This window comes from Vibrio sp. SCSIO 43086, from assembly GCF_051132235.1.
Lineage (GTDB): Bacteria > Pseudomonadota > Gammaproteobacteria > Enterobacterales > Vibrionaceae > Vibrio > Vibrio diabolicus.
The window spans coordinates 1,560,804-1,587,531 of the sequence record NZ_CP072678.1 but is presented as its reverse complement, the minus strand read 5'-3'; the positions used below and the strand labels follow the sequence as shown (position 1 = coordinate 1,587,531).

Sequence of the window (26,728 nt, the reverse complement as noted above, 5' to 3'; positions counted from 1 at the left end):
TGACATGTTGTTAAGACGTATCTCCCTTTCAACGACGTTATCCGTACTTAGTGGCTTTTTAGCATTTGTTGCTATCGCCTCTATTACAGTAGGTCCAATGAGCATTAGCTTCACTGACAGTTTGCGTAGCCTAACAGGAAGCAGTTCTGATCTCGCTCCTCACATTCAGTTGGTGATTAACGAGATCCGGTTACCTCGCACCATTTTGTGTATGTTCATCGGCGCCATTTTGGCAATTTGTGGTGTGGTTATGCAGGGCTTGTTCCGTAACCCATTAGCCGAGCCTGGTATCATTGGTGTATCTGCTGGGGCAGCACTTGGTGGCGCGTTCGCTATTGTTGTATTTGCTGAGTTTAGCCAAAACTATCCGCAACTGATGAACTTAGCTGCGCTGCCTCTTTTTGCTTTCCTAGGTGGTGCGTTGACGACCATTCTCGTTTATAAACTCGGCACAAGTAAATTTGGTACCTCAGTTACGATTATGTTGTTAGCTGGCGTTGCCATCAGCGCGCTTTCGGGAGCAGCGATTGGATATATGAACTTTATCGCAGATGATCAGATGCTGCGAGATCTAACACTTTGGTCCATGGGCTCATTAGCTGGCGCAAATTGGTCGGGGATAGGCCTATCCGCTGTTACGCTGGTCATCCTGTTATTCTGGTTCCAGAAAAAATCGATGGCGCTAAATGCTCTGTTGCTAGGGGAATCAGAAGCAAGACACTTGGGAGTTCCGGTCCAAAAACTCAAACGACAGCTTATTTTGCTCTCTGCATTGGGGGTTGGTATTACGGTGAGTATTAGTGGTGCAATTGGTTTTATTGGGCTCGTGATTCCTCACTTAGGACGCATGCTAGCAGGCCCCGACCATCGAACGCTACTGCCAATCTCTGCACTAATGGGAGCGCTGCTTCTTACCGCTGCTGATATGTTTGCTCGTATTGCCGTGGCACCAGCAGAATTACCCGTCGGTATCGTGACCGCCTTGATCGGCGCGCCCTTCTTCATCTACTTATTGTTCCAGCAGAAAGGGAAGATTTTGTAATGAACCAGATCGTTTTATCGGGTAAAAACATTTCAATGAAATATGGCAAGCGCATTGTTCTCGATGACATCAATATTGATATCCGAGCTGGTGAAGTGACCGCCCTACTCGGCCCCAACGGTGCGGGAAAAAGTACTTTGCTCAAGCTTCTGTGTGGTGAAATCTCTTCAAATCATGACATCGCCTACTTCGGTAAACAAAAGCATGATTGGGAGCCTGAAAAAAGCGCAAAACACATTGCGATGCTCCCACAGCACAGTACGTTGACCTTCCCATTTTTAGCCAGAGAAGTGGTCGAATTAGGCGCGATTCCGCTATCGCTGTCCAATAAAGAAACCACTAAGTTAGCTTTACATTACATGAAACAAACCGATGTAATGCATTTGGCAGAAAGCCTCTATCCATCTTTATCTGGTGGCGAAAAGCAACGATTACATCTAGCACGCGTGATGACACAGCTACACCAATCTGGCGAGGAACGAATCTTGATGCTCGATGAGCCAATCTCTGCGTTAGATCTCGCCCACCAACACAACACGTTAAAGATTGCTCGTGAGGCCGCGAAAATACAGAACGCCGCAGTCGTTGTCGTGTTGCATGACTTGAATTTAGCCTCCCAGTACGCAGACCGACTTGTACTTTTGCATAAGGGAAAACTGGTTTGTGATGACACACCATGGAATGCACTGACGCCAGAGCGCATTGAGCACGTTTATGGCTACCGCTCCATCGTGACAAAACATCCAACTTTAGACTTTCCTCAAGTTCACGCCGCCGCTTAGCGTGTATCTCTTCTGAGCCGTCTCTTCTGCTTCCCAAACGACAAAGGCCCGCAATAATCATATTGCGGGCCTTTGCTTTGATATTTAATCGAATCTTGGGCTCAAAAGAGCGGCGAGAAAATTACTGTGTTCTGCCTTGGCTTTACAACCAAAGCAGCAAACAAGTGTTCATCTATCGCTCTCAATTGCGATTACTTACTCATTTGGATCAATGAACGACCAATCAACCACTCGAGCTCTTTGTCACCACCTGCGCCAAACTGGCTTTCAACCATTTTGTATAAACGGTCAATTCCGTTAGCAGCAAATTCTTGCGCATTTTCGGCCGTGACAATGTGATGGAATAGCAGTCGTAAAATCGCGAGGAACTCAGCATCTTCCAGTGCTTTAATCCAACTTTGTGAAAATGCACTTAGCCCTTTATCAAACTCTAGGTGTTCAATAAACATTTTAAAGATACGGCCATCCAGTGCGGCGGTGAAGTCCGTTTTCTTAGGGAAGTGATGGCTAATACCGGTACGAGATATACCTGTCTGCTGACTTAGAGTCGTGTACGACATTTTGTCGTAACCTAGTCTTAGTAGCTGATCAACAACGGCATCCATGATCTTTTGGATAGTGATTTCGGTATCTTCTTTACTACGCTTTGGCATATTTTAAGCTCTTCTCTTTGTAAATCCATCTAACTCACTATTAAATGAGGCCAGAATGAAATCATTCTTAGCATTATACCCAAGTTGCCCAAGGCACTTCGTTAAGCGAAACCTAAAAATTGAACCGCTAACACCTGCGCATTAAGGCCATTTGGATATATGTACTGCGACTACTTAATATAAAGTTAAGTTCCAAATCATAACGTCTTTACAGTGCGTAATGTGCAATTTGCAGTTATGTTTTTGTCAATACATGCTACTCAAAATAAGGCGAAAAGTTAGTCTCATCAAAACCTTGCGCCAATTATTCATCGAAACTATTCAAAGACCAAGAATGATAATTATTAAAAATAATCAATCAAGAAATAGTCTTATAAATTGTCCATTAGTTCAACTGGGCTGAGCGAAATCTCGTCACTATGTTCGTTAATTGATTTTAAATGTTGATATATATCACATTAACGTTCTTGATGATTTAGTAATCCAATCTTTAACCCTTACTTAACAAGCGCCTATTCTGTTCTTTTTTTATTCAAAACTCGTCATTTTTGTAGATACAGATCAAATACCTGATAGAATACCCTTAGTATTTACAAGAGGATTCGTTATGAGTGTCGAATTAGAAAAAAACCAAGTATGTGAAGCTTGCGGCTGCGCGGGCGAGATTGGCTTCATCATCAAAGAAGGTGACGAAGTTGCCGACGTAACGGTTTTCGCACAGACAAAAACAGAGCTAGAGTCTGAACTACAAAAATACATTGAGCTCGCTAAATCAGTATGTGCTGATGTTGAATACAATGTTTCTGAAATAACAGAAGAGTCCAACCAAGCGACGGCTCGATTCAAATTTGAAGTAAGTGCTGAAAAGCTTATCTTTGAATTAAAAACTCGCTCACTCGCGCGTTAATGGAAAAAGCGAGCTCTGTGCTCGCTTTTTTATTTTTCCGTTATCCTAATATTAAACAAACCGTTTTTTGGCGTTTATTTATCTTTTTTGAATACCACCCACTTTAACGAACCATTCGTTTCAAAATCGTTCTCAGCTGTACACATCAGTAATACACCCTCAACATTAATCACGGCTCCGGTGGTGTAGGCTTTATCATCGTAGTAACAGATACGCTGACCTACCTTGCCGTCAGCGACCACCAGCGCTTTGCTTTCTGGCGTACTGTATGATTTAGCAAAAGCGGCCCCAGATAGTAGTACTGCTACAACACCAGCGGCAAAAATAGACACTCTTTTTAACTTCATGAAAATCTCCCTCAGACGCTCATGATACTAACAAGGACGCTTGTTCAGTTCTTGGCAGAACCTCATATTCTTCATATCTCTACTGATATTTTTCTCACATTTACTTTTAAATAAACTATATAATCAATCACTTAATCATTCCCTAACTTGCACACTGAAGCAACTCGGCATCGTGAGAGCGTGTATGCTTTCAGATAAAGCCCTAATTTGAAGTTCTTGGGCTAAAAATCAAAAACTGTTAACAAAGTATGCATAATGAGTCTATTTAAGTATAAGATGAGTACTTAAGATCTCTATGTTTAACTAAGTCTCTGGCTATGCGTATTGTTTCCCTTTTCCTTACTTTGATGCTGCTCTGCTTCTCATCTTACGCATATGAGCTAGATTACTACTCTAAGTTTGGTCACACCGATAATTACGGTAATCTTGATCTACGAAACAAACCTTACACCCAATTACCTTCTGGGTTAGTGGTCAAAGGCAACTTAAATATCTCGCAAACCCCGATCAAAAAGCTGCCTAAGGGGCTTGATGTTGGAGGCAGTTTGGAAGCAACCAACAGCGCGCTCAAAACCATTCGCTCAGGTACAAAGATAAAAGGTTATGCGAATCTACTGGGTAGTAAGATCGAAAGCTGGCCTAGGGGCATCAAACTCGGCGGTTATCTGAACTTGACGGATACACCATTAAAAACGCTCCCAGCTAAACTTCGAGTCAAAGGCGATTTAAGTGTTATTCGCACTCCTATCTCTGCTCTTCCTGAAGGATTGGTGGTTGATGGTAACCTTTATATAGGAGGATCAGCGCTACAAGTATTTCCAGACACGATGACGGTGAAAGGGAATATCTTTTTAGGTGGTAACAAGATCACCAAGTGGCCTAGCAATTTAACCCTTGGCGGGGCTGTTGCACCTTAAAAAGCAGACAAGAAAAAGCCCCGGGAAACCGAGGCTTTAAGGCGTTCATAATCCATCAAGTTCAGTGATGAATATTACTCTTGATTGTTCACTGGGTTGGCATAGCTCGCCACCAAATAAGGTCTTGCCCCTTCAGGTAACTGCTCCAATTTATCCGCGAGGTGACGCTTCACCGCCTCTGTGATGATGCTTGAATCTTCGCGTCCAGCAGCTAGCAAGTTGATTGGGTACAACTTGTAGTTGTTGTGAATTTGGCGGTCGATTTCGCCGGCAAGAGATTCTGGCGTTTCAAACTCTTGATCAATCACATCACCAAACGCGACATGCACACGGCCTTTATAACCAATGATGCCCTGAATGATGCTTTCGATATCTTCAAATTCACCTTTTTCATAACGGCCATTTTCTGCTTTTTCGTACAGCTCTTTTGCTTTGGCAATGTCACATGGATCATTTTCATAGGCAATCGAGACAGGAACGATTTTCAAAGAACGCGTGTATTCACCAAAGCTGATCTTCTGCTTGCGGCCTTCAACATGGAACATTTTTAAAATCGCAGGATCAGTAAAGTCGTTTCCATCTTTGGCACGACCTTCCTTTTGGGCAATCCAAATTGAATTACCGGTATCAAGCGAGTGTTTAATGTAGCTCGACAGTTGTCCTAATGCTTTCATCATTTCTCTAGGCGCCTTAGCAGAGCGCTTAACGATGAAGCTTTTATTGAGTCGCATCAATTCGGTCGCACATGGCTTCTTCAGCAGGTTGTCACCAATCGCAATACGAACTGTACGGTGCCCACTTTGGTACAAGCCATAGTTTACTAGCGCAGGGTCCATCGCAATATCACGGTGGTTAGAAACGAATAAGTACGACGTGTTTTTATCCAGCTTATCCAAACCAGAAAAAGTGACGCCATCCGTTGTCTTATTCAATGTATCTTTCAGATACTTCTTCACTTCAATCTGAATCGCTTCTACTGAATCAAGCTTGCTCCATTTAGCTTTCAGGTAGATGCGCAGGATCGGGCTCATTAGCGTTTTAAACCACGCTGCTTTATTAGCAAAGCGATGATCGAGAATAGCAGTGATAAATTCATCATCTTGGATTAGACGATCCAGCGCTGCTGGAATTTCTTCGTCATTGTAAGGACGAATTTCAATATAAGGATCGGTATTGGCAGTCATTGTTCATTACATATCAAAAAAAGCTGGCACATTTTACGCATAGTTTTGCTGACAAGCAGCATTTCAACCCATACTTTTAACATGGTCATACCAGTTAGGCTACAATTTCTCATGCTAAAAAATTCTCTCAGCTGGTTGGAATCGTATAGGTTTAACGTTACCCTTAGCGCCAAAAAACACTGGTACTCATAATGAACTACGCAATTGAATTTCACGACGCTAAATACCCCTTTCTTGAAGTAGCTGCGCGCAAAAAAGCACTGAAGCACAGTCTGCTGTCTGTCGTCGAAGGGTTAGCCGTCATTAAATTGGGTAAGCAGGAGTATGCCATTGAACCAGGCCAATATTTTTGGATTCCTCAAGGATGTTTGAGCTCCCTCACCTTTTTACCTAATTCTCGTGTATATCGTTGTGATTTTTCTGTGCGTTTAAATGATGACTTCTCACAACAAGCAGGTTTTGTGAAACCTTCACCGCTGCTAAAAGCCCTCGTCGAGAAACTAGCAACAACAGCCGAGCGCTCGGATCTGCAAACCGATCTGCTGACGGTAGTAAGACATGAAGTATTGACTCTCTCTCCTAAACTAGCGCACTCAACGTTAACAAAAACCATCAATCAGTGGACGCCTGGTTGTGACATGGACATTTCTAAAGAGCTGTGCTTGGTACTCACACTCCGTGAAGCAAGAAAAATGAAGCTGTCGGGAAAGAAAAAAGAGCAGATTGTCGATACGCTTTTTGCGGGTAACACAGAAGAATATGAGCAACTTTGCTTTTTGGTCTTTGGAGAAGCGCTATAACTCGCATTCTAACGAGCCATCTTTTCAGTATTACGCAGAGTGACGCGCGCAAAAAATAGAGACTCAGATAAAAATAAAAAGGGCGTACATGGATGATGTACGCCCTTTTTATGTTCGCTCAAGATGACTAGAAGGGAACTTCAATCTGCATCATCCAGTCAGCGTCGTAATATTCGTGCCAACGATAATCAAATCGCATTCTTGGCTGTCCGTCGGATTTATCACCAAAACCCACGCTAAACATCAGGCCATGACTACGGAGCCACTCTTCTGTGTCCATTTTGCTCTCTTCGTCTCGGAGCTCTTCCGGCATCCAAAAACCAAGCCCAAAATAATTCTTTTCTAGATTTTGGGTTAGGAGTGGTGTGTCTTCCGGCTTAATCGCCCACTCTTCCCAATAGTTTTCTGTTGGCCCTTCGAATTTCGCTTCCGCAGCATACCAAATCAACGCATCCGTACTTAATACGCCAATGGAATCTAAAATTTCTTCACAGATAGGAAGGGTGTTATCTTCAAACACAACAGAACGATCAGAAAAATAGTTACACGCAGAATGAGCTTGTGTGACCACAAGCAGCGCACATGCACTAAATACGGCTAATCTGACCATGAAAATCTGACCTCTCAGTTCCCAGATAATGTTTCTTTGTATAAGCCTTCGTTAAGCAACAATTCACAGACGGACGGGGTTGTGTAGGCGCTTATGTCTTCACCCGTAACCAATGCGTTACGTATATCCGTGCTTCTGACTTTTACTTTTTCAGGGCACGCCATAACAGTCCAACGTTCCATAATCTCTTCTGCTCTACTAAATTTAGCAAATTTGAAGAAATTATCAGGACCTATGACAAAAGTTATATCGGCTGTTGGGTAGATTTCTTGAATTTTTTCTAACAACGCATAGGTTGTCACACTTTGTCCGGGTTGGTACAAAGCTTGCTCTGCATCAGAACGCCGAACATTAGAAAGTCCCATATCTTTGATGAATGCATCAACCATTTTGCACCGAGTTGGGTAATCGAGCATATTCTTGCCCCAAGCGTGTGCAATGCTAGGTTCAAGTAGCACAAGGTCAAAGTGGCTCAATGACTCAATAACACTTTTGTGCCCTAAACTAGGTGGGTTAAATGCACTACCAAAAATGGCGATTTTTTTCATATCCGGTGATTACCTGGTTGAAGAGAGTTTTCTAATCTGATGATTTCGGTATGATACTACTAATCTTTACAGCTTTTGACCCTAAAGTCGTGTTTATCAGTCTCAATTGCATGGTTTATCACCATTTGAGCAAGCGGGCTTTGGTGTCTGAAATATTTGCAGGAAAAGGAACCCTAAATGGAACAATCCATCCGTGATGAAATGCGTGTACTCCCTTCAATTGATCCGCATTTTGAAATTGAACGCCGTATTGCTTTTATTAAGCGTAAGCTACAAGAAGCAGGTTGTAAGTCACTGGTGCTTGGCATTAGTGGCGGTGTTGACTCAACCACGTTAGGTCGCCTTGCCCAGCTTGCAGTAGAACAATTGAATGCGGAATCTGGTACTGACAAATATCAGTTTATCGCAGTACGTCTGCCTTACGGTGAGCAAAAAGATGAAGATGAAGCGCAACTGGCACTCTCTTTCATCAAGCCAACACACTCTGTGTCTGTGAACATTAAAGATGGTGTTGACGGTTTGCATGCGGCGACTGATACCGCATTGCAAGGGACGGGCCTGCTTCCGACTGAAGCCGACAAAATTGATTTCGTAAAAGGTAACGTAAAAGCGCGAGCTCGTATGATTGCGCAATATGAAATCGCTGGTTACGTTGGCGGCTTAGTATTGGGAACAGACCACTCAGCAGAGAACATCACCGGTTTTTACACTAAGTTTGGTGACGGCGCGTGCGACCTTGCCCCTCTATTTGGTTTAAGCAAACGTCAAGTCCGCGAGTTGGCTGCAACATTAGGCGCACCAGAACTACTTGTTAAGAAAGTACCAACGGCAGATCTAGAAGAACTAGAGCCGCAAAAAGCAGATGAAGATGCTCTGAACTTAACTTATGAACAGATCGATGACTTCTTAGAAGGCAAACCCGTTCCGCAGCAAGTGAGTGATCGTCTGGTAGCGATTTACAAAGCAACGCAGCACAAACGTCAGCCAATCCCGACGATTTACGACTAAGCGATATTTTCCGTTCACTTTTAAACTCAAAACGCTGCTAAAGTTAGCAGCGTTTTTATTGAGAACCGGGGAGCCTTCTCGCTTAGTTTGTTACCGTCACGTCCGTCTCTGGAACAGCACAACACGCCAATACGGTTCCCATCGCACGTTCCTCATCTGTCAACGCAGGCACGTCCGGATGATGTACTTGACCCGACGTAAGCTGAACCTTACACGCTCCGCATAAGCCAGCACGGCAGCTATTGCTAACAACCTTCCCTGCGTCTTCAAGCTGATCTAACAACGTTTTCTGATTATTCCCTACAACTTTCGTCCCATTAAAATCGATCGCTATGCTCTTCTCTGGTCTTGAAGTGACTGAAGATACGCCAAACGCTTCTTGATGGTAGTTTTCTTCTGGCAGCCCTTTTCTTAGTAGGAGATTTTTCGCTTTCTCCATAAAACCATCAGGACCACACACAAACACTTGGCGCTGTTCAATATCTTTGATTTGCTTAATGTGTGACAAACTTAAACGCCCTTTTAACCCAAACCAATCAACGGCAGGCTGCGTCAAGCAGATTTTCACTTCTAACCCCGGGTGCTTACGCTTTAACTGCTCCAACTCAGAGCGACAAGGAATATCATTTTCGGTACGACATTGATGGTAGAAAACCACGTTCTCCAACTGATTGTGATCCGCTAAGTAACGTACCATCGATAGCATTGGTGTTACTCCACTGCCTGCAGAGAGTAACAATAGAGGCTGCGCTTCATGAGTTTTTAGGTGGAACTGGCCAGAAGGTTGTTCTGCCTCTAAAACATCACCGACTTGTAAATTGTCTAAGAGCGAATTAGAGACTCTTCCACCTGCAATACGCTTAACAGAAATAGCATAGCGACCCGGACGAGACGGACTGGATGATAGCGTATAGCGTCGACCTACTTTCTTACCATCAATATTCACCTCTATTGGCAGGTGTTGTCCTGGCAAGTAATTAGGTAAAGAACCTTTGTTTGGTTCTAACCATAAGGTCACGAAGTCTTGGGCGATTTCTTCACGCTCAACACATGTTAACGTCATGCGCACTGGCGAGTTATCTGCGTAAAACTCCGGCTCTTTGTACTCCAATACTTCAACTTTATCGCCTTGACGAATAATGCCTTCATTTCGCGCGACAAGATTCTGGCCAAAGAACACACCACCGACATCGTTTGCACGGAACTGTTGCAAGGTTTTGAGCGGCTCTTTGCTCTCACGGAATGTGCCTCTTTGGGTATTCACCGTAGTCAGGATACAGCGCTCGCAAGGTTTGAGAGACTCAAACTCTACCTCACCGATTCGTATGCGCTTCCATGAATCTTCTTCAAACGGCTTGGTATCAGAGACCACTAAGTTAGTACGGAACTGATCCATAGAGTGTTGCTCAGAGCTTCTTCGGTTCAGTTCATCAAGGGAAGCCTGGCTAATCACTAACACCGGATAACCATCGGCAAAGCTAACGTTTTGTCCTAGCTTTTCGCGAACACGATTCGATTGCTCACCACTAAACAACAACTCAACACGTTGACCCAATACACGACTAAACCAATCATCTGCATCATCTGTGGTGGTATATGCAGTAAAGGTGTCTTTCCAAACTGTTGCTGGCGTTTCCTGCATTTTAAAGTCTTGATAACGGATTTTAAGCGGCTCCATCCCCAAACTGCTAAACACAACCCCATCGGATAATAAGGCGGACTTAATGGTTACCATTTGCGGATACTTTCTCGCGGTAATCATAGCGCCATCAGCTTTCGCAATCATAAAACGACGATCGAAGCTCAATCCTTGCTTCTCAACCCATACTGACGACAGCGATAATCCGCCAACTGACTTAACCGGAAAAACATTAATTTGGGACAAAATGGGTTGCGACATAGCCTTCTTCCTACAGGGTGTTTTTTATTTGTTGCAGTATTGTATACCCAAATCACATTAAGGTGCAGAGTCTATTGCCGCTTCATCCAACTCAATTTTTTCTGAATGCTATTCTTATAAATTTGGTTTGAGCGACAAGTATTTACTACACTCAACATTCGCGTTTTTTAACATCGTTCTGACCAAATACCGTTTGATAAAGTGTGATACGGCACACATAATTCATCTGAGTTATCACTGCCCCCATTTATTGATTTGGAGCTTAATTATGGATACAAGAAAACTGGTTCTGATTTTGTTATGTATCTTTCTTCCGCCTGTCGCGGTGTTTATGGAGAAAGGTCTAAATAAAGACTTTTTGATTAACCTAATATTGACGTGTTTCTTCTTTCTGCCAGGTACGATTCACGCACTTTGGTTAACGATGAAGTAATCACTTACACTCTCACTCTGTAGAAAAGTGAAAAATGGGATGAAATGTGAGGGCAATTCCTCTATCATCCTGTCGCCTAAGCGCAAGCGTTTGCTCAAAAGCAAATACGGCGCTTGGGCTCCAATCAGACAACTTTTCAATGGTGGGAGCAATTAATGACAACACTGACAATCACTCGTCCTGACGACTGGCACGTTCACTTACGCGATGGGGAAGTTCTTAAAGACACCGTTCGCGACATCAGCCGCTACAATGGCCGTGCGCTGATCATGCCAAATACCGTCCCACCAGTTACTACAACTGAGCTCGCCCTAGCCTACCGTGACCGAATTCTAAAAGAGCAACATGGCGAACAGTTTGAACCTTTGATGGCGCTTTACCTCACAGACAACACCACACCAGATGAAATACGTAAGGCTAAAGCCACCGGAAACATTGTTGCTGCCAAGCTTTATCCTGCTGGAGCTACCACAAACTCAGATTCCGGTGTGACCAATGCGAAGAACATTTACCACGTTCTCGAAGCGATGGAAGAAGTCGGAATGTTACTTTTGGTTCATGGCGAAGTAACACATCACGATGTTGATATCTTCGACCGAGAGAAAGAATTCCTTGATACTGTCCTCGCTCCTATCGTCAATGACTTCCCTAATCTTAAAATCGTTCTAGAACACATCACTACCGCCGACGCAGCAAACTTCGTTAATAACGCCTCAGATAACGTAGCTGCTACCATCACTGCTCACCATCTTCTTTTCAACCGTAACCATATGCTTGTGGGTGGTATTAAACCTCATTTCTACTGTTTGCCAATTCTTAAGCGCGGAACCCACCAGCAAGCGCTGATCGAAGCAGCAACTAGTGGTAGCAAGAAGTTTTTCCTAGGTACAGACTCGGCACCACATGCGAAAGGGGCAAAAGAGTCCGCTTGCGGTTGTGCTGGTTCTTACACTGCACACGCAGCGCTAGAGCTTTATGCAGAAGTATTCGAGAATGAAGGCAAGCTGGAAAACTTGGAAGCGTTTTCAAGCTTCAATGGTCCTGATTTTTACGGCATTGCGCGCAACACAGATACGGTAACGTTAGAAAAATCCGCTTGGGATGTGCCGGAAACGATGCCATTTGGCAATGATATCGTTGTGCCTATTCGAGCAAATGAACAGATCGAATGGAAAGTGAAGTAAGTACTTTACTGACGTTCCATCCATAAAAAAGGGTCATGCCTTTCTGTGAAAAGAAGTCATGACCCTTGTTATTCTTTTCTTGTTTTGAGCTGTGATTATTAGTGGCCGCGAATTTTTTCTACAGCTGTCCACACAGCAACCACAATCAAACCCGCCACAAAACCGATAATACCGTTAAGCAAAATAGGCAGAATCGCTGTAGCAACCGAATGACCACTAAAGTTCATAATAATCGGCTCTACAAAGTGATGAATGGCAGGTACGTTGTGCACTACAATCCCCCCGCCGACTAAAAACATCGCGGCAGTTCCCACAATCGTTAACAACTTCATCAGCTTTGGTGCGAAAGCAACTAAAGCACTGCCGACTTTCGCCATCCAGCCCTTACCTTTTGAGCGAATTTCAAGGTAGAAGCCCAAGTCATCCAATTTCACGATCCCTGCTACTAAGCCATAAACACCAATGGTCATGATGACTGCAATTAAGCTCACCACTAAGATTTGCGTCACAAGGCTCGCCCCAGTCACGGTACCCAACGCAATCACAATGATTTCCGCTGAAAGAATAAAGTCCGTTCGAATCGCACCAGCAACTTTGCGTTTTTCATACTCTTCTATCGACTCGCCAGTATTAACTAACTCTTCTTTTTCTTCGTGCGGATGCGAGTGAGGGAACACTTTCTCAAGCACCTTTTCTGCCCCTTCAAAGCAGAGAAACAAGCCGCCAATTAGCAATAATGGCATGATAAGCCATGGAATAATCGCGCTAATTAGCAATGCTGAAGGAACTAAAATCAATTTGTTTTTGAACGAGCCTTTCGCAACCGCCCAAACCACTGGAATTTCTCGCTCAGATGCAACACCAGACACTTGTTGAGCGTTTAACGCTAGGTCATCACCCAACACACCAGCGGTTTTCTTTGCCGCCATTTTCGACATTAAGGCGACATCGTCGAGTACCGTGGCAATATCATCCAACAGTGTGAGTAAACTTGCTCCAGCCATTTTTTGTCTCTTATATGAAATTGAGTAAGTAACAAAATGTAACACCAATAAATCACTCATCAAAGTGATGATTTTGCAAAGAATACTATGCCAAATGGTGTTTTATATTGCCGTTGAGATAAGACAGGTCTAGTCTTGTGATACCTTTCAGCAGTCAAAAGAAAAAGTATAGATGAAAAGTGGATACATTTACCCAATCGGCACCCCTGGCCAACCTTGGAGCGAAGAAGAACGTAAAGCTTGGTTAGCAACGCAAGAAGTAAAACGTAGCTACCAAGATGAAGTCGTCAGTAAAATCGATGCCCTACGCGAGCGTTTTGATGTTGAACAATACGGTGCGCTCTCATACAACGAGGCACGTTTCCCTCTATTTTGTATCAAAACACGCAATTGGGATTCAACGAAGCCTATTGTGTTGGTCACAGGCGGCGTACACGGTTACGAAACCAGCGGTGTACATGGCGCATTAAAGTTTGTAGAAACGGAAGCAGAGCGCTATGCAGAGCATTTCAATATTGTCGTTGCACCCTGCGTAAGCCCTTGGGGTTACGAGGTGATCAACCGCTGGAATCCAAACGCGATTGATCCAAACCGCTCTTTCTATAAGGATAGCCCCGCCGAAGAATCCGCCAACCTCATGAAGCTCGTTGCGACATTAGGCGATGTATTAATGCACATTGATTTGCACGAGACGACAGACTCCGATGAAACAGAGTTCCGTCCTGCGCTTGCCGCTCGTGATGGCATTGAATACATCGAGGGCATGATCCCAGACGGTTTTTACACAGTTGGAGATAGTGAAAACCCTCAACCCGAGTTTCAAAAAGCGGTGATTGAATCGGTTGCGAAAGTGACTCACATTGCACCTGCAGATGAAAATGGCGAAATCATTGGTTCACCAGTCGTACAGTTTGGCGTTATCAACTACCCAATGGTGAAGCTGGGTCTGTGTGGCGGCGTAACAAATTGCGTTTACGGCACGACAACGGAAGTGTACCCAGACAGCCCAACGGTGACCGACGAAGAGTGCAACGATGCGCAAGTTGCAGCCGTGGTCGGTGGTCTGAATTACGTTCTGGCTCAGTTATAATAAGCGGTTCTTATATTGCTCCGGTGTCATGCCGGAGTATTTCTTGAACATTGCGATAAAAGGGCTAGCTTGGTTATAACCTAACGTCAACGCGACTTCCTTTACGGTCTGCCCTTTACGCAGCAACTCCATAGAATGTAAATATCGCACACGTAAGCGCCACTCAGTAAAGCTCATGCCCAACTCACTCTGGCAGTGTCTCGCTAACGTGCGTTCAGTGGTATGCACTTTTTCTGCCCATTCTGCCAAACTGATCTCATCCGTCGGCGATTCTTCTACTGCTTTTAAAATCGGTTCAAGATACTTGTTATCGGTCGTTGGTAAAAAGTGGTGTTCCACTTCTTGCTTTGCGAGCTGGTCCAATAACACCTGTACCAAGCGCTTGTCTTCATCACTTTGCGCCACGTTAATATCTCGTTGACGAAAGTCCTCAATAATGGACGACACGATTGGAGTCACTTTGATCAGACTCGTTTTGGTAGGAAAGTGCGCCGTCAATTCAGGGGCAATGTTCAAAGAACAATATTCGATAGGTTTACGGTTGTAACTAGTATGACGGATACCAGCAGGAACCCAAATTGCAAGATGCGGAGGCGCTAGAAATCTTGTATCTTCTGCATCCATCTCTAGGATCCCACCGCTGATCAGCTGCACTTGCCCCCAAGGATGGCTATGAATTCGCGTTTCTGTATTAGAGAGAAAGGCTTCAAAATTCATAAATACATCCGATGGTGCGCGGTCGATTGATAATGAGGGATGAAGATTTCTGGCGCTCTTTTTCAAAATTGTCTTCCTATCGCTTACGATGTCTTTTAAGAGATACTTTTTATTATAAAGACCTGCCAGACTAGCGCCATCAATAATTGTGCTATAGGGTTCTCATGATTTATTTACTTCCGTTTTTCACCGTTATGATTTGGGGTGGTAACTCAATTGTGAATAAGATGGCAGCAAGCGCCATTGAACCAAGTGCGATGAGTTTCTATCGTTGGTTTGTCGCAATGGTACTTCTAACTCCATTTTGTCTGCCTGCGATCATCAAACAACGACACATTATTCGACCTTACTTAACTAAGCTGGCATTTCTTGCGTTACTTGGCATGGTGCTCAACCAATCACTTGGCTACTACGCTGGTTTAACGACAACGGCTTCCAACATGGCACTGATTACCTCTTTGGTTCCTTTGATCAGTGTGTTTTTAAGTGTTCCTCTGTTAGGCAAGTCTGTATCAATGTTAAGTATCGTCGGTGGTGTGATTTCGCTCGGCGGCTTGGCGTTTATGCTTGGTCATGGTGATATCACCTACTTTTTACATCAAGACATGACCCAAGGTGATAGCCTTATGCTGATTGCAGCCATGGTATACGCGGCTTATTGCGTGCTGCTAAAACGCTGGAAGATGCCTTTCAGTAGTTTGACTCTGGTTTACATGCAAGGCTTCTTCTCGGTTGTGATGCTTACACCACTTTGGCTCTCTAGTGAGCAACTGTTACCAAGCCAAGACGCGCTACCATTAATCGCCTATGCTGGCATTGCGGCTTCCATTTTTGCGCCGTTAATGTGGGTGAAAGCGATCGATTCAATTGGCGCTGATTCAAGTGCCATGTTCATGAACTTAATGCCCGTGGTTTCTGTCGTACTTGCTTCAACGTTGATTGGTGAGAAAATTTACGCTTACCACATTATTGGTGGGCTGTTAGTCATCTCTGGCGTTATCCTGTCGCAAATAAAAATACGACACAGAAAGCAATTGCCCAATTCCGAGATTGCCTCCACCGCCAATTAATCCCAGTTCCCCAAGCCACAGAACTACGCTGTGGCTTTTTGTTTTCATCGTTCGAATAAAAGTTAATATTTTGTTTCATTCTCTATTCCCGAAAATTCATCTTACTGCTAAATTGGGAAAACAATAACCCATCAAGGAAAGACAGATGAGCAGTGGTCAAAGAGACATTACCCTTCGCTTTTTAGCAGAACCCAGTGACGTCAATTTCGGCGGAAAAGTGCACGGCGGTGCCGTAATGAAATGGATCGACTTAGCAGCCTACGCCTGCTCTGCAGCGTGGAGTGGCAAATATTGCATTACTGCATACGCAGGTGGTATTCGTTTTGTTGCGCCGATTCATGTCGGCAACTTAGTCGAAGTTAGCGCGAAAGTCATTTATACCGGACGAAGCTCAATGCACATCGCGATTGACGTGCAAGCCAGTGACCCAAAACAAATGAAAAACAGACTCACCACCCACTGTATCGTTATTATGGTTGCTGTAGATGAGAACGGAAAACCAACCGACGTGCCGAAATGGGTTCCAGAATCTGATGAAGATAAAGCCTTGGAACAATCCGCTATCCGCCTTATGAACATGCGCAAAGAAATCGGGGAAGAGATGGAAGCGCACGTAAAGTATCTCAAGTAACCTACATCCGTTAAGAACGCTATTGACTACCTCAACGTTACTTATAACCAGAGTGTGGAGCAACATCATGGTTTTGCCATTTGCTTCACACTCGGCCTCCTCTGTCATAAATCCTTCACCTAGCTTTGCTTAAATCCTTCCACTATTTTGGAGTTGGATAGAGTTTGGATCTTGAGACTAAAAGAAACGACCTTAAGTGAAGAGACGTTGACCAATTTAAAAGCGGTCGAGTACCAGTGGGTAAGAACCATGTACGTCGAGGGGTATAACGAAACAGAAATTAACCATTACATTCAGACCTGCTTTGGCGGTGATGTCACCTTTGCAAATTTATTTCGTCGCGTCGCACTACAGCAAGAAAGCTTATACACGCTGCTTCAATACGTTGGATGTGCCCCCTCCAGTCGAGAGTTTTAATCCTTACCTACCTCAATTTTACTGATACCTGAACTCAGGTTATTTATGTGAAGTGCTACGCAGGGCATTCTCCTAGCCCTGTGTAATCCATTGCAAAGCCGCTAATCTTTACCTGCTTATTGAACAACTGTATTTAACAGGTATAAAAAAACCTGAATCAAAACTCAGGTTATGGTTACAAAAACTGTTAGTGATTGAATCGTAAGGAACTAAGCTAACAGCCAGCTATGCGTAACGCCAATAAAAGCCAAGATATTACTGATCGGCGGCCAAACCAAAATTGTAATATCCGTGCTACGTATAAGGGCGACCATGTGGTCGCCCTTTTCTAGTTATTCTTATCAATCTCAGACCACAAGAGATTATCCTTTCACACCACCAGCGGTTAGACCACCAACCAACCAGCGTTGAGCAAGTAAGAATACGGCAGTGATTGGCACTGCTGAAAGTACAGCAGCTGCAGCAAAGTCACCCCACAAGTAGTTTTGTGGATATAGGTATTGCTGCATACCCACTGCAAGTGTGTACGAGTCTACATCAGAAAGTAGTAGTGATGCTACAGGAACTTCACCAATTACCATGATGAACGACAAGATGAATACTACCGCTAGGATTGGCACAGACAATGGAAGCAATACCAAACGGAATGCTTGCCATGGTGTCGCACCATCCAGTGCCGCCGCTTCTTCTAACGAAGAGTCAATACTTTCGAAGTAGCCTTTAATCGTCCAAACGTGCAGTGCGATACCCCCTAAGTAAGCGAATATCAGACCGCCGTGCGTGTTGAGACCAAGGAATGGGATGTACTGACCCAATTTGTCGAACAACGCGTATAGGGCAACCAATGCCAATACCGCAGGGAACATTTGGAAGATCATCATCGCTTTTAGGATGGTGTTCTTACCTTTGAACTTCATACGAGCAAACGCATAAGCTGATGTGGTTGATAGCGCCACGATTAGGATTGCAGAAATACCACCCACTTTTACTGAGTTCCACAGCCATGTCATAACTGGGAATGGTGGCGGTGTAACTGTACCGTCTGGGTTAGTCACCGAGAAACCTAATGCCAATTTCCAGTGATCAAGCGTTGGGTTGTCTGGGATCAGGCTACCCGTTGCAAAGTTACCTTCACGGAATGAAATCGCGATGATCATCAGTAAAGGGAAAATAATCAGTGCCAAGAATGCCCACATCGCAATATGAGTAGCCCAAACACGATACTTTAATGACTTACCTTGTACCATTGCCATTGTAATCTCTCCTTAGTCCTGAGCTACTTTAGTTACGCGTAGGTTGATAAGTGCCAATGCGCCAACCAATAGGAAGATAAGTGTTGCTACTGCACTTGCTAGACCGAAGTCTTGACCGCCCGCACCTTCGAATGCGATTCGGTAGGTGTAACTTACCAATAGGTCTGTGTAACCCGCAGGTTCTGACGTACCAATCATGTTTGGACCACCGCCTGTCAACAACTGGATAAGTACGAAGTTGTTGAAGTTGAAGGCAAAGCTCGCAATCAACAGTGGTGTTAAAGGCTTCAACATCATTGGTAGCGTGATACGAGTAAAGTTAGTAATAAAGTTCGCACCATCAATTGCTGACGCTTCATATAAATCATCAGGAATCGCTTTTAGTAGACCCATACATAGAATCATCATGTAAGGGAAACCAAGCCACGTGTTCACAATCAGGATCATGGTTTTCGCCATGAACGGGTCTGAGAACCAAGCAGGGCTAATACCGAACAAACCTTCCAGAAGCATGTTGATCTCACCAAAGCTTTGGTTAAACAAACCTTTAAAGATCAAGATAGAAATAAACGCCGGTACCGCATAAGGCAGAATCAGTAAGAGTCGGTAAACCGAACGGCCTTTTAATGCTTCCCACTGAACAACACTTGCTAGAACAAGACCAATTACAAGCGTAAATAGTACGGTGAGTGCCGAGAACACAATCGTCCAGATAAAGATACTGATAAACGGCTCTTTGATGCCATCATCTTTCCACACACGCTCAAAGTTGTGCGTGCCAATATTCACCACAAAGCCAGGAGACACTGTGCTACCAACAAACTGACCATTTTCATCGACAGGTTGGTAGTAACCTACTTCCATATTTGGACGTAACGTCTCTTCAGTACGATTGTTGTAAAGCGTTTCGCCGTCTTCTTGCAGCGTGTACAAAGGCACAACTGCCGCAAACTTACGTAACCCGCTCATGCGGATGTCTTCACCGCTCGGCAGATGCAAATCAACACTGCTCAACGTATTACGGCTCTTAACAATCGTCTTGATTGATTCTTTCTCGCCCGTTGCTTCTTCAATTGGCGATAGGTCAAGATCCGATGCTGAGAGGCTATCTAGTTGAAAAGTGGGCGTAGCAAGTAGCTCACCATCTTTTTCAACCACAAGCTGATGTCCTTGATCCGTTTTATATAAAGTGAACGGGTAGCTATCACCACTTTGATAAGTTCTGTCCAAAAGTACGCTCTGCGCACGATCAAAAGAGAGTTGGTTTTTCGCGCTGTAGTTGGTAAACGCCAAACCTATGGTGTACGCCAGAGGGAAAAGAATGAAAAGGATCATCCCTGCGATACCAGGGTAGATGTAACGGTGTGCGTACGTCTTTTTACTACCAAAGATGAACAACGCTAAAGCGGTAAGAATGATCGTAAGTAGTGCAAACGCAATCTCACCGCGTGAATACATAAGGATTGTTGCGTAGCCATTGATAATGCCGACTGTGCCTAAAAGTGACCATTTCATGAACACTTTTTTGCTGCTCGGAAGGCTGGCTTCTGGTGCTGTCATAGCATTTGTACCTTGAACTGACTGCATAGGGAACCTGCTAGCGAATATAGAATAAATATAGAAAAGTAAGGAGGAGTTGCCCCCTCCTTAAAAAGGTCTTACTTAATTATTTAGTCATTTGTTTTTCTGCGTCTGCCAATGCTGCATCGACAGTTTGACGACCATCAACTACGTTGATGATTGCGTTCTTAGCCGCGCCCCAGAATGCGTTCATTTGAGGAATGTTTGGCATAATTTCGCCGTTCATCGCGTTGTCCATTGTCGCAGCAATACGAGTATCTGAATCTAGTTCACGTTGGAACGAGTTAAGCGCTACCGCACCTAGAGGCTTATCGTTGTTAACCATACGTAGGCCGTCATTTGTTAGTAGGTAGTTCTCAATGAACTCAACCGCTAGGTCTTTGTTTGGAGACGCAGTGCTGATACCAGCCGTTAGAACACCAACGAATGGCTTAGAAGATTGACCTTGGAACTTAGGTAGCGTAGTCACGCCGTAGTTAACGCCAGACTTCTCGATGTTGCCCCAAGACCATGGACCGTTGATCGTCATTGCTGTCTTACCTTGGTTGAATGCAGACTCAGATACTGAGTAGTCCATATCTGCAGAGATCACGCCTTTGTCTACCAAGCCTTTTACGAAGCTCATTGCGTCTTTAACGCCTTCTTTCGCGATACCAGCGTCTTTAACATCATAACCTTCAGAAGTGTATTTGAACGCGTAGCCGCCATCAGCAGCCATTAGTGGCCAAGTGAAGTACGGTTCTTTTAGGTTCCACATGATTGCAGACTTGCCGTCTTTTTTAAGTTTTGCATCTAGCGCTGCAACTTCTTCCCAAGACTTCGGTGGGTTTGGAACTAGGTCTTTGTTGTAGATTAGAGATAGAGACTCAACCGCAACTGGGTAGCCGATCAATTTGCCGTCGTAACGTACAGCATCCCAAGCGAAATCAACAATACCTTCTTGAATGTTCTTAGAAGGTTTAATTTCTGCTAGCAGGCCAGCTTCTGCGTAACCACCGAAACGGTCGTGAGCCCAGAATACGATGTCAGGACCGTCACCAGTCGCTGCAGTTTGAGGGAATTTGTCTTGAAGGCCATCTGGGTGAGCCACTGTCACTTTAATGCCAGTGTCTTCTTCGAATTTTTTACCAACTTCAGCAAGGCCGTTGTAACCTTTGTCGCCGTTAATCCAGATAGTAAGTTGTCCTTCTTCGATGGCAGCATTAGCACCAAAAGAACCCAAAGCAACAAGAGTACCTAGTGCTACAGCGCTTAACTTTTTCATGTTCGTATCCTTTTTATATTTTTGATGTAGGGCTAGTCCATTGAGGTTCAGCCGTATTTCGACATATATCATCTGAAATAATCCAATATGTCTCATCCTCCTAATCCCTACGCCCTTACAATTATGACGTATTTTCGTGATCTAAATCGCCAAGGGTAAGAGACTCAAATCACAAAACGGATACTTCCTGTGATCGGTTTCAACTTTAGGTGGTGCAATAATGTGATTTCCGACCAACTGCTTTATTCCTCCTCCTTTTTTACTCCTCCCTACCTACTCCCCCTACAATTATTTCTATTAGGAGGATGTCGCACCTCGCACAATCTTACAAACTTCAGTCATCCAAGAGTGGATGGTAAGAACCCTTTCCCAGCAGTGCCTACGTATTAGGAAAAAGATTTGCTGGTTTTGCATTGCCAGACGAGTGGAATGTCATTATTGGTGTTGTTTGTGGTAATTATTTCACGGGGGAGACAACACGAATAATGTGGGGGAGAGAAACTCGTACTTGGCTATGATGGGTAGCACTTCTATTCAGGACATTTTATTGAAGTGCTACCCTACTTTTCTTACCAACCGCAATAACTTACCGATTCCTACTGTTACTGCTCGCTAGATAATTCATATAATGATGAGCGGTGAATAATAAAAAATTGATCGAGGACGAGCTACATGGCGAGTGTCACGTTAAAAAATGTTTGTAAAGCGTATGGCGACGTACTGATTTCTAAGAACGTAGACCTAACAATCAACGAAGGTGAATTTGTTGTTTTCGTAGGTCCATCAGGTTGTGGTAAATCTACCCTTTTACGTTGTATTGCCGGTCTTGAAGACATTACTTCAGGTGATTTGTATATTGGTGACCAGCGCATGAATGACGTCGAACCATCCAAACGTGGTGTTGGTATGGTATTCCAGTCTTACGCTCTTTACCCACACCTTAACTTATATGACAACATGTCATTTGGCTTAAAATTAGCAAAAGCAGACAAAGCAGAAATCGACAAACGTGTTGAACAGGCTGCAGAAATTCTACAACTGGGTCACTTACTTGAACGCCAACCAAAAGCGCTTTCAGGTGGTCAGCGTCAACGTGTGGCTATCGGTCGAACACTGGTATCGCAACCTAATGTATTCCTTCTAGATGAACCACTATCAAACTTGGATGCCGCACTGCGTGTAAACATGCGTGCGCAAATCACGAAGCTACAACGTCAACTTGGTTGTACCATGATCTACGTAACACACGATCAGGTGGAAGCAATGACAATGGCAGATAAAATCGTTGTACTAGACGGCGGTTATGTATCGCAAGTTGGTAAGCCACTTGAACTTTACCATTACCCACAAAACCGCTTTGTAGCAGGCTTTATCGGTTCTCCGAAAATGAACTTCATGAGCGTATTCATTGATGAAGTAGAAGCAGAGCGCGTCAAAGTTCAACTATCTAATGGCGTATCTTTCTGGATTCCAGTGGATGGCACGACGGTTAACCGTGGCGACCGCATGTCTTTAGGCATTCGCCCTGAGCACCTATTATCCGCTTCTGAAGCTGATGCAAGCATTCACGGTGAAGTGATGATTGTTGAGAAGCTAGGTAACGAAACTCAAGTATACCTAAACCTAGAAGGTGCGGACGCGGACGTTATTTTCCGTCAGCCTGACACGCTCGCAGTCGATACCGGCGATAAAATCGAGATTGGTATTCCAGCACACCGTTGTCACCTGTTCCACAGTGATGGTCGTGCATGCCGCCGCCTATACAAAGAAAACGGCGTAGAAGTCGAATAATTCTTTCGTCCTGATTCACAATAAATCCCTCTCACTTGAGAGGGATTTTTTTATCCTAATAAATATAAGTAATTCGATACTAAATCATTAATCGTTAACGAATAAGATCACCCGTTTCTTCTACCTTTACATAAACCATTGTCTTTGTACTGATACTTCATTTTTAATACTTTTCCTCATCCCTCATGAGTAAGTACCAGCTTTTTCCTAACCCGCCAAACTTAGCCAAAGGTCTAAATTTCATTCTTATTTCCACTTACCTCAACAACGCAAATTTTTACACTTATCAACGAAATTACACGTGACAAAAAACTCAGAAGCATTCAACAGAATGCTCTGTTCACCAACTACTAATAACGCTCACGACACGGCAATTGGGGGAGACACCCAAGGGCGGTAGCGTGTAAGAAGGGAAACTGAGTCATGAAACAAAAAGGACTTATCCGCTCTCACGAGATGGAGTTCGCTTTTTTATATCGCATCTCAGATCTTGCTGTCATCGTCTCTTTTATGCTGCTTTTAGTGTTCAAAGACATGAATACTGCGATGGGGAAAGATTACGTCATACTGGCTTTTGTTGGAGGCATCTCCTTTCTATTTATGGCAGAAAGCGGCAATCTGTACCGCTCTTGGCGAACCAGTTCGTTTAAAGAGCAGATGATTATTGTCTGTGTGGCCTGGGCAGTAACTTCCGCGCTTATCTTTATTGTTCTGTATTTTTCGGAAGTCTATGACTTATTTGATAACACTATTCTGGCATTGTGGTTTGCGATTACGCCCGCTCTACTTTTGGCATGGCGAGTGACATTCCGTACCGGATTAGCCTATTTAAGAAAAAAAGGATTCAACACTCGTACTGCAATAATCATCGGCCAAACTCCTCACGGCATTACCCTTGCTAACGAAATTCAAAACCACACTGAACACGGTGTGCTTTTTGATGGCTTTTACGATGAGCGTTCTTCCGACAGATTGCCAAATTCTGCTTACCCTATTAAAGGGGCAGTTGACCACGCTCTTGAGCGAGCCAAAAAAGGGGAAGTGGATTATGTCTATATCGCAATGCCAATGCACGCAAAAGAACGTATTGCATCGCTTCTTAACCAATTCTCAGACACAACCGCAAATACGTATCTGATTCCCGACTTCTTTACCTATAACCTTTTGCATTCTCGTTGGGCACAAATCGGCCAAGTTCAAACGCTCAGCGTGTTTGATACACCATTTGCTGGAATTTCTTCCTGGGTAAAACGGTTTGAAGACATCTTGTTTTCGAGCATTATTTTAGCCTTGATCTCTCCAGTCCTGCTCGCCATTGCGATTGGCATTAAGCTGACCTCTAAAGGTCCGGTCATTTTTAAACAGCATCGTTACGGCCTCGATGGACGCAAGATTGAAGTATGGAAATTCCGTTCAATGACCACTATGGATCAAGGTCCTCACGTGAAACAGGCGACAAAGAACGACCCACGCATTACGCCTTTTGGTGGTTTTCTGCGTCGTACCTCTTTGGACGAACTGCCTCAATTTATCAATGTACTGCAAGGGACCATGTCTATTGTTGGTCCACGCCCCCATGCCGTGGCGCACAATGAAGAGTATCGCCAGATTGTTGACCGATACATGCTACGTCACAAAGTAAAACCAGGCATTACTGGCTGGGCGCAAATTAATGGCTATCGCGGCGAAACCGACACCTTAGAAAAAATGGAAAAGAGAGTCGAATTTGATTTGGATTACATCCACCACTGGTCGGTTTGGATGGACATCAAAATCATCTTCATGACCGTTTTCAAAGGGTTCACTGGTGCTAACGCTTACTAAGGTTGAGATTATGAAGAAACTGACAATGGCAATAGCATTGAGTCTGTTTTCAACTGGCTTACTCGCAGAACCGATGGCTTACCAAACCGAGTCTGGCATTGAGTTTATTCCCCTCGTAAGAACTTTCTACGAGGGCGATGACAACATCAACAAAGCGGAGGAATCCGGCAATGTAGAATCGGTCAATATTTGGGGTATAGAGCCAAGCTTATTAGCACGTATAGAAAGGAATCGATATCGCGCAGATATTTTATACAAGTTGAAAGCAGGTTTTTCATCCGATGACCGCAACGACTTCGACGATCATACCTTTCAGTTTTCCAACTTTTTTGAGTTCAATCATCGTCATCGTTTAGTGGTTGATTATCGTTTTCGCGCCCAGCATGAAATTAGAGGGGAAGACATTACCGAAGGTAATGGTAGCGCAATAGACTCACCAATTGAGTTCAACCGTAACGATATCAAAACCAATTATGTCTTTGGCTCTAACGGTGCAAAAGGCAGACTCGAATTCGGTTTAGGCTACAGTGATAGAACCTATCAAAACTACCGTGACGGATTACCTGGGCGCCCAAACGCTAAAACGAAATACAACGATTTTCGAGCTCCCAATGCACACTTGGAATTCTATTTAAGGGCGACGCCAAGAACCTATTGGTTGGTTGGGACAAAACAAATAGTAACCGACTATCAACACAGAAATTCTGCTCTTCCTTCCAAAGATAATAGCACCAGTTTCTATTACACAGGTGCCGAATGGGAAGTAACGGGAAAAACCAAAGGCATCGCTCGACTCGGTTATCAAATCAAAGATTTTGACAGCGCTCAACGAGAGACATTTAAAGGCTTTAGTTGGGATATCGGCTTTGAATGGCTGCCTCAAGAACAAACTCTAGTCAGCGTGAAAACCACTCAAGCGGCAGTTAACCCAGATCAAGATGGCGATTACAACCTACAAACTCGTTATCGACTGAACCTCAAGCACGATTGGAATAGTTACCTTGCAACTCGCTTAGGTGCTATTTATCAACAAGATGACTATACGGGGATCACCAGAAACGACGATCGCTACACCCTATCTTTTGGTATCGATTATCAAATTAAACGCTGGATACAGCTGCAAGCCGACTGGCAATACCAAGATAAAACCTCTAACCGACCAGGTTATAGCTTCGAGCAGAACATTTGGACTTTAAGCGCACAGTTTTCTCTGTAACAAGGATTATTAATGAAGTCATTCATCACATTCATGAGCGTCGCGTTATTGCTATTTAGCACCTTGGTAAACGCTGACTCAAACGAAGAAGATTACTTACTCGACACGGGCGATACCATTTCTGTGCAGGTCTACGGTGAAGAAGATCTTACGATTAAAAATATTCTAATAACGTCAGATGGCTATTTTGATTACCCCTACCTTGGCCGAATCAAAGCAATCAAAAAAACACCGAAACAACTCAAGTACGAAATAGAAACGGGCTTAAAAGGCGATTATCTCATCAACCCAAAAGTGATGGTCACTATCAATAACTTTCGTCTGTTTTATGTCAACGGCGAAGTCAGGAAACCAGGTGGATTTGAATATCGACCAGGATTAACTATCGAAAAGGCCATCGCTTTAGCTGGTGGCTTGACCGACCGAGCCTCACGCAAAGGCATTAACCTCACCAAACATAAAACGGGTCAAACGATAGAGGGTGTCAGTATGCACCGCAACGTTGAGCCTGGTGACATTGTATTTATCGACCAAAGCTTCTTTTAAGTGACAGGG

The 26,728-nt window shown here is 44.0% G+C and carries 27 protein-coding genes; 16 read left to right on the top strand and 11 right to left on the bottom strand.

What is annotated here, in order from left to right; all coding sequences use genetic code 11:
- The first annotated feature begins 4 nt into the window (after nt 1-4).
- Nucleotides 5-1,042, top strand: coding sequence for a FecCD family ABC transporter permease (locus tag J8Z23_RS23280; protein WP_167427675.1), 1,038 nt, complete (start codon nt 5-7; stop codon nt 1,040-1,042).
- The gene (locus J8Z23_RS23275) at nt 1,042-1,824 is read left to right on the top strand and encodes a heme ABC transporter ATP-binding protein (protein ID WP_434635476.1); all 783 of its coding nucleotides are present in this window, start codon (nt 1,042-1,044) and stop codon (nt 1,822-1,824) included. The genes J8Z23_RS23280 and J8Z23_RS23275 overlap by 1 nt, the downstream gene beginning before the upstream one ends.
- A gap of 191 nt (nt 1,825-2,015) precedes the next feature.
- Here J8Z23_RS23275 and J8Z23_RS23270 read toward each other — a convergent pair whose 3' ends face one another.
- Entirely contained in the window at nt 2,016-2,477 is a 462-nt protein-coding gene (locus tag J8Z23_RS23270) for a TetR/AcrR family transcriptional regulator (RefSeq protein ID WP_005392508.1), read from the bottom strand.
- A 607-nt stretch (nt 2,478-3,084) separates the two neighbouring features.
- Between J8Z23_RS23270 and J8Z23_RS23265 the strand changes: the two genes are divergently transcribed.
- Entirely contained in the window at nt 3,085-3,384 is a 300-nt protein-coding gene (locus J8Z23_RS23265; protein ID WP_005375307.1) for a YfcZ/YiiS family protein, read from the top strand.
- A 74-nt stretch (nt 3,385-3,458) separates the two neighbouring features.
- On the opposite strand, the gene J8Z23_RS23260 is transcribed toward J8Z23_RS23265, so the two are convergent.
- Nucleotides 3,459-3,731 (bottom strand): YnjH family protein, encoded by a 273-nt coding sequence (locus J8Z23_RS23260; protein ID WP_006742199.1) that lies wholly within the window; start codon nt 3,729-3,731, stop codon nt 3,459-3,461.
- A gap of 317 nt (nt 3,732-4,048) precedes the next feature.
- Here J8Z23_RS23260 and J8Z23_RS23255 point away from each other — a divergent pair, with 317 nt between their 5' ends.
- Nucleotides 4,049-4,648: a hypothetical protein gene (locus tag J8Z23_RS23255; protein WP_046873766.1), complete on the top strand. Its 600-nt coding sequence runs from the start codon at nt 4,049-4,051 to the stop codon at nt 4,646-4,648.
- Nucleotides 4,649-4,722: 74 nt separating this feature from the next.
- Here J8Z23_RS23255 and J8Z23_RS23250 read toward each other — a convergent pair whose 3' ends face one another.
- Nucleotides 4,723-5,832: a 1-acyl-sn-glycerol-3-phosphate acyltransferase gene (locus J8Z23_RS23250; RefSeq protein WP_006742201.1), complete on the bottom strand. Its 1,110-nt coding sequence runs from the start codon at nt 5,830-5,832 to the stop codon at nt 4,723-4,725.
- Nucleotides 5,833-6,023: 191 nt separating this feature from the next.
- Here J8Z23_RS23250 and J8Z23_RS23245 point away from each other — a divergent pair, with 191 nt between their 5' ends.
- Nucleotides 6,024-6,632 carry a hypothetical protein gene (locus J8Z23_RS23245; protein WP_006742202.1) on the top strand — a complete coding sequence of 203 codons (609 nt, stop codon included), beginning with the start codon at nt 6,024-6,026 and terminating at the stop codon, nt 6,630-6,632.
- 127 nt (nt 6,633-6,759) lie between these two features.
- On the opposite strand, the gene J8Z23_RS23240 is transcribed toward J8Z23_RS23245, so the two are convergent.
- Complete coding sequence (locus J8Z23_RS23240; RefSeq protein WP_006742203.1) at nt 6,760-7,242, bottom strand: hypothetical protein; 483 nt, start codon at nt 7,240-7,242, stop codon at nt 6,760-6,762.
- Between the two features lie 14 nt (nt 7,243-7,256).
- A complete protein-coding gene (locus J8Z23_RS23235) occupies nt 7,257-7,790 on the bottom strand; it encodes a nicotinate-nicotinamide nucleotide adenylyltransferase (RefSeq protein WP_005392500.1) in 534 nt (177 codons plus the stop codon).
- A gap of 177 nt (nt 7,791-7,967) precedes the next feature.
- Here J8Z23_RS23235 and nadE point away from each other — a divergent pair, with 177 nt between their 5' ends.
- The gene (nadE, locus tag J8Z23_RS23230; RefSeq protein ID WP_006742205.1) at nt 7,968-8,798 is read left to right on the top strand and encodes an ammonia-dependent NAD(+) synthetase; all 831 of its coding nucleotides are present in this window, start codon (nt 7,968-7,970) and stop codon (nt 8,796-8,798) included.
- An 82-nt stretch (nt 8,799-8,880) separates the two neighbouring features.
- Here nadE and J8Z23_RS23225 read toward each other — a convergent pair whose 3' ends face one another.
- A complete protein-coding gene (locus tag J8Z23_RS23225) occupies nt 8,881-10,698 on the bottom strand; it encodes an MOSC N-terminal beta barrel domain-containing protein (protein WP_434635474.1) in 1,818 nt (605 codons plus the stop codon).
- Nucleotides 10,699-10,966: 268 nt separating this feature from the next.
- On the opposite strand from J8Z23_RS23225, the gene J8Z23_RS23220 reads away from it, so the two are divergent.
- Both J8Z23_RS23220 and pyrC read left to right on the top strand, forming a co-directional pair.
- Nucleotides 10,967-11,131 carry a YqaE/Pmp3 family membrane protein gene (locus tag J8Z23_RS23220; RefSeq protein WP_005375297.1) on the top strand — a complete coding sequence of 55 codons (165 nt, stop codon included), beginning with the start codon at nt 10,967-10,969 and terminating at the stop codon, nt 11,129-11,131.
- A 155-nt stretch (nt 11,132-11,286) separates the two neighbouring features.
- Nucleotides 11,287-12,315 carry a dihydroorotase gene (gene pyrC, locus J8Z23_RS23215; RefSeq protein WP_048625318.1) on the top strand — a complete coding sequence of 343 codons (1,029 nt, stop codon included), beginning with the start codon at nt 11,287-11,289 and terminating at the stop codon, nt 12,313-12,315.
- Nucleotides 12,316-12,413: 98 nt separating this feature from the next.
- Here the strand turns inward: pyrC and J8Z23_RS23210 are convergent, their stop codons facing one another.
- Nucleotides 12,414-13,319 (bottom strand): DUF808 domain-containing protein, encoded by a 906-nt coding sequence (locus tag J8Z23_RS23210; RefSeq protein ID WP_046873771.1) that lies wholly within the window; start codon nt 13,317-13,319, stop codon nt 12,414-12,416.
- A 172-nt stretch (nt 13,320-13,491) separates the two neighbouring features.
- Between J8Z23_RS23210 and J8Z23_RS23205 the strand changes: the two genes are divergently transcribed.
- Nucleotides 13,492-14,409, top strand: a complete 918-nt coding sequence (locus J8Z23_RS23205; RefSeq protein WP_150917767.1) for a M14 family metallopeptidase — start codon at nt 13,492-13,494, stop codon at nt 14,407-14,409.
- Here the strand turns inward: J8Z23_RS23205 and J8Z23_RS23200 are convergent.
- Complete coding sequence (locus J8Z23_RS23200; RefSeq protein ID WP_048625321.1) at nt 14,404-15,192, bottom strand: AraC family transcriptional regulator; 789 nt, start codon at nt 15,190-15,192, stop codon at nt 14,404-14,406. The two genes, J8Z23_RS23205 and J8Z23_RS23200, sit on opposite strands and share 6 nt — an antisense overlap.
- 98 nt (nt 15,193-15,290) lie before the next feature.
- Between J8Z23_RS23200 and J8Z23_RS23195 the strand changes: the two genes are divergently transcribed.
- From J8Z23_RS23195 to J8Z23_RS23185, 3 genes are all read left to right on the top strand, one after another.
- Entirely contained in the window at nt 15,291-16,196 is a 906-nt protein-coding gene (locus J8Z23_RS23195) for a DMT family transporter (protein WP_176319692.1), read from the top strand.
- Between the two features lie 145 nt (nt 16,197-16,341).
- A complete protein-coding gene (locus J8Z23_RS23190) occupies nt 16,342-16,827 on the top strand; it encodes an acyl-CoA thioesterase (RefSeq protein ID WP_005392490.1) in 486 nt (161 codons plus the stop codon).
- Between the two features lie 171 nt (nt 16,828-16,998).
- Entirely contained in the window at nt 16,999-17,244 is a 246-nt protein-coding gene (locus J8Z23_RS23185; protein ID WP_005375277.1) for a hypothetical protein, read from the top strand.
- Between the two features lie 362 nt (nt 17,245-17,606).
- On the opposite strand, the gene malG is transcribed toward J8Z23_RS23185, so the two are convergent.
- The 3 genes from malG to malE form a co-directional block, all read right to left on the bottom strand.
- Nucleotides 17,607-18,497, bottom strand: coding sequence for a maltose ABC transporter permease MalG (malG, locus tag J8Z23_RS23180; protein ID WP_005375275.1), 891 nt, complete (start codon nt 18,495-18,497; stop codon nt 17,607-17,609).
- Between the two features lie 12 nt (nt 18,498-18,509).
- Entirely contained in the window at nt 18,510-20,084 is a 1,575-nt protein-coding gene (malF, locus tag J8Z23_RS23175) for a maltose ABC transporter permease MalF (RefSeq protein ID WP_031780258.1), read from the bottom strand.
- A gap of 79 nt (nt 20,085-20,163) precedes the next feature.
- Nucleotides 20,164-21,342 carry a maltose/maltodextrin ABC transporter substrate-binding protein MalE gene (gene malE, locus J8Z23_RS23170; protein ID WP_005375272.1) on the bottom strand — a complete coding sequence of 393 codons (1,179 nt, stop codon included), beginning with the start codon at nt 21,340-21,342 and terminating at the stop codon, nt 20,164-20,166.
- 672 nt (nt 21,343-22,014) lie between these two features.
- On the opposite strand from malE, the gene malK reads away from it, so the two are divergent.
- The 4 genes from malK to J8Z23_RS23150 all read left to right on the top strand — a co-directional run bounded on the left by malK (nt 22,015) and on the right by J8Z23_RS23150 (nt 26,719).
- The gene (malK, locus tag J8Z23_RS23165) at nt 22,015-23,133 is read left to right on the top strand and encodes a maltose/maltodextrin ABC transporter ATP-binding protein MalK (RefSeq protein ID WP_005375271.1); all 1,119 of its coding nucleotides are present in this window, start codon (nt 22,015-22,017) and stop codon (nt 23,131-23,133) included.
- 423 nt (nt 23,134-23,556) lie between these two features.
- Entirely contained in the window at nt 23,557-24,957 is a 1,401-nt protein-coding gene (locus J8Z23_RS23160; protein WP_048625323.1) for an undecaprenyl-phosphate glucose phosphotransferase, read from the top strand.
- Between the two features lie 10 nt (nt 24,958-24,967).
- Nucleotides 24,968-26,173, top strand: coding sequence for an outer membrane beta-barrel protein (locus J8Z23_RS23155; RefSeq protein ID WP_434635473.1), 1,206 nt, complete (start codon nt 24,968-24,970; stop codon nt 26,171-26,173).
- 12 nt (nt 26,174-26,185) lie between these two features.
- Nucleotides 26,186-26,719 (top strand): polysaccharide biosynthesis/export family protein, encoded by a 534-nt coding sequence (locus tag J8Z23_RS23150; protein WP_048625325.1) that lies wholly within the window; start codon nt 26,186-26,188, stop codon nt 26,717-26,719.
- Nucleotides 26,720-26,728 lie beyond the last annotated feature (9 nt).

Bases quoted from the DNA above. Each gene is read 5' to 3' on its own strand.
- malF (WP_031780258.1), bottom strand. From the start codon at position 20,084: ATGCAGTCAGTTCAAGGTACAAATGCTATGACAGCACCAGAAGCCAGC.
- J8Z23_RS23270 (WP_005392508.1), bottom strand. From the start codon at position 2,477: ATGCCAAAGCGTAGTAAAGAAGATACCGAAATCACTATCCAAAAGATC.
- J8Z23_RS23275 (WP_434635476.1), top strand. From the start codon at position 1,042: ATGAACCAGATCGTTTTATCGGGTAAAAACATTTCAATGAAATATGGC.
- J8Z23_RS23225 (WP_434635474.1), bottom strand. From the start codon at position 10,698: ATGTCGCAACCCATTTTGTCCCAAATTAATGTTTTTCCGGTTAAGTCA.
- J8Z23_RS23155 (WP_434635473.1), top strand. From the start codon at position 24,968: ATGAAGAAACTGACAATGGCAATAGCATTGAGTCTGTTTTCAACTGGC.
- J8Z23_RS23255 (WP_046873766.1), top strand. From the start codon at position 4,049: ATGCGTATTGTTTCCCTTTTCCTTACTTTGATGCTGCTCTGCTTCTCA.
- J8Z23_RS23150 (WP_048625325.1), top strand. From the start codon at position 26,186: ATGAAGTCATTCATCACATTCATGAGCGTCGCGTTATTGCTATTTAGC.
- J8Z23_RS23195 (WP_176319692.1), top strand. From the start codon at position 15,291: ATGATTTATTTACTTCCGTTTTTCACCGTTATGATTTGGGGTGGTAAC.
- malG (WP_005375275.1), bottom strand. From the start codon at position 18,497: ATGGCAATGGTACAAGGTAAGTCATTAAAGTATCGTGTTTGGGCTACT.
- malK (WP_005375271.1), top strand. From the start codon at position 22,015: ATGGCGAGTGTCACGTTAAAAAATGTTTGTAAAGCGTATGGCGACGTA.
- J8Z23_RS23220 (WP_005375297.1), top strand. From the start codon at position 10,967: ATGGATACAAGAAAACTGGTTCTGATTTTGTTATGTATCTTTCTTCCG.
- J8Z23_RS23210 (WP_046873771.1), bottom strand. From the start codon at position 13,319: ATGGCTGGAGCAAGTTTACTCACACTGTTGGATGATATTGCCACGGTA.
- J8Z23_RS23205 (WP_150917767.1), top strand. From the start codon at position 13,492: ATGAAAAGTGGATACATTTACCCAATCGGCACCCCTGGCCAACCTTGG.
- malE (WP_005375272.1), bottom strand. From the start codon at position 21,342: ATGAAAAAGTTAAGCGCTGTAGCACTAGGTACTCTTGTTGCTTTGGGT.
- pyrC (WP_048625318.1), top strand. From the start codon at position 11,287: ATGACAACACTGACAATCACTCGTCCTGACGACTGGCACGTTCACTTA.
- J8Z23_RS23190 (WP_005392490.1), top strand. From the start codon at position 16,342: ATGAGCAGTGGTCAAAGAGACATTACCCTTCGCTTTTTAGCAGAACCC.
- J8Z23_RS23260 (WP_006742199.1), bottom strand. From the start codon at position 3,731: ATGAAGTTAAAAAGAGTGTCTATTTTTGCCGCTGGTGTTGTAGCAGTA.
- J8Z23_RS23280 (WP_167427675.1), top strand. From the start codon at position 5: ATGTTGTTAAGACGTATCTCCCTTTCAACGACGTTATCCGTACTTAGT.
- J8Z23_RS23235 (WP_005392500.1), bottom strand. From the start codon at position 7,790: ATGAAAAAAATCGCCATTTTTGGTAGTGCATTTAACCCACCTAGTTTA.
- J8Z23_RS23240 (WP_006742203.1), bottom strand. From the start codon at position 7,242: ATGGTCAGATTAGCCGTATTTAGTGCATGTGCGCTGCTTGTGGTCACA.
- J8Z23_RS23265 (WP_005375307.1), top strand. From the start codon at position 3,085: ATGAGTGTCGAATTAGAAAAAAACCAAGTATGTGAAGCTTGCGGCTGC.
- J8Z23_RS23250 (WP_006742201.1), bottom strand. From the start codon at position 5,832: ATGACTGCCAATACCGATCCTTATATTGAAATTCGTCCTTACAATGAC.
- J8Z23_RS23160 (WP_048625323.1), top strand. From the start codon at position 23,557: ATGAAACAAAAAGGACTTATCCGCTCTCACGAGATGGAGTTCGCTTTT.
- nadE (WP_006742205.1), top strand. From the start codon at position 7,968: ATGGAACAATCCATCCGTGATGAAATGCGTGTACTCCCTTCAATTGAT.
- J8Z23_RS23245 (WP_006742202.1), top strand. From the start codon at position 6,024: ATGAACTACGCAATTGAATTTCACGACGCTAAATACCCCTTTCTTGAA.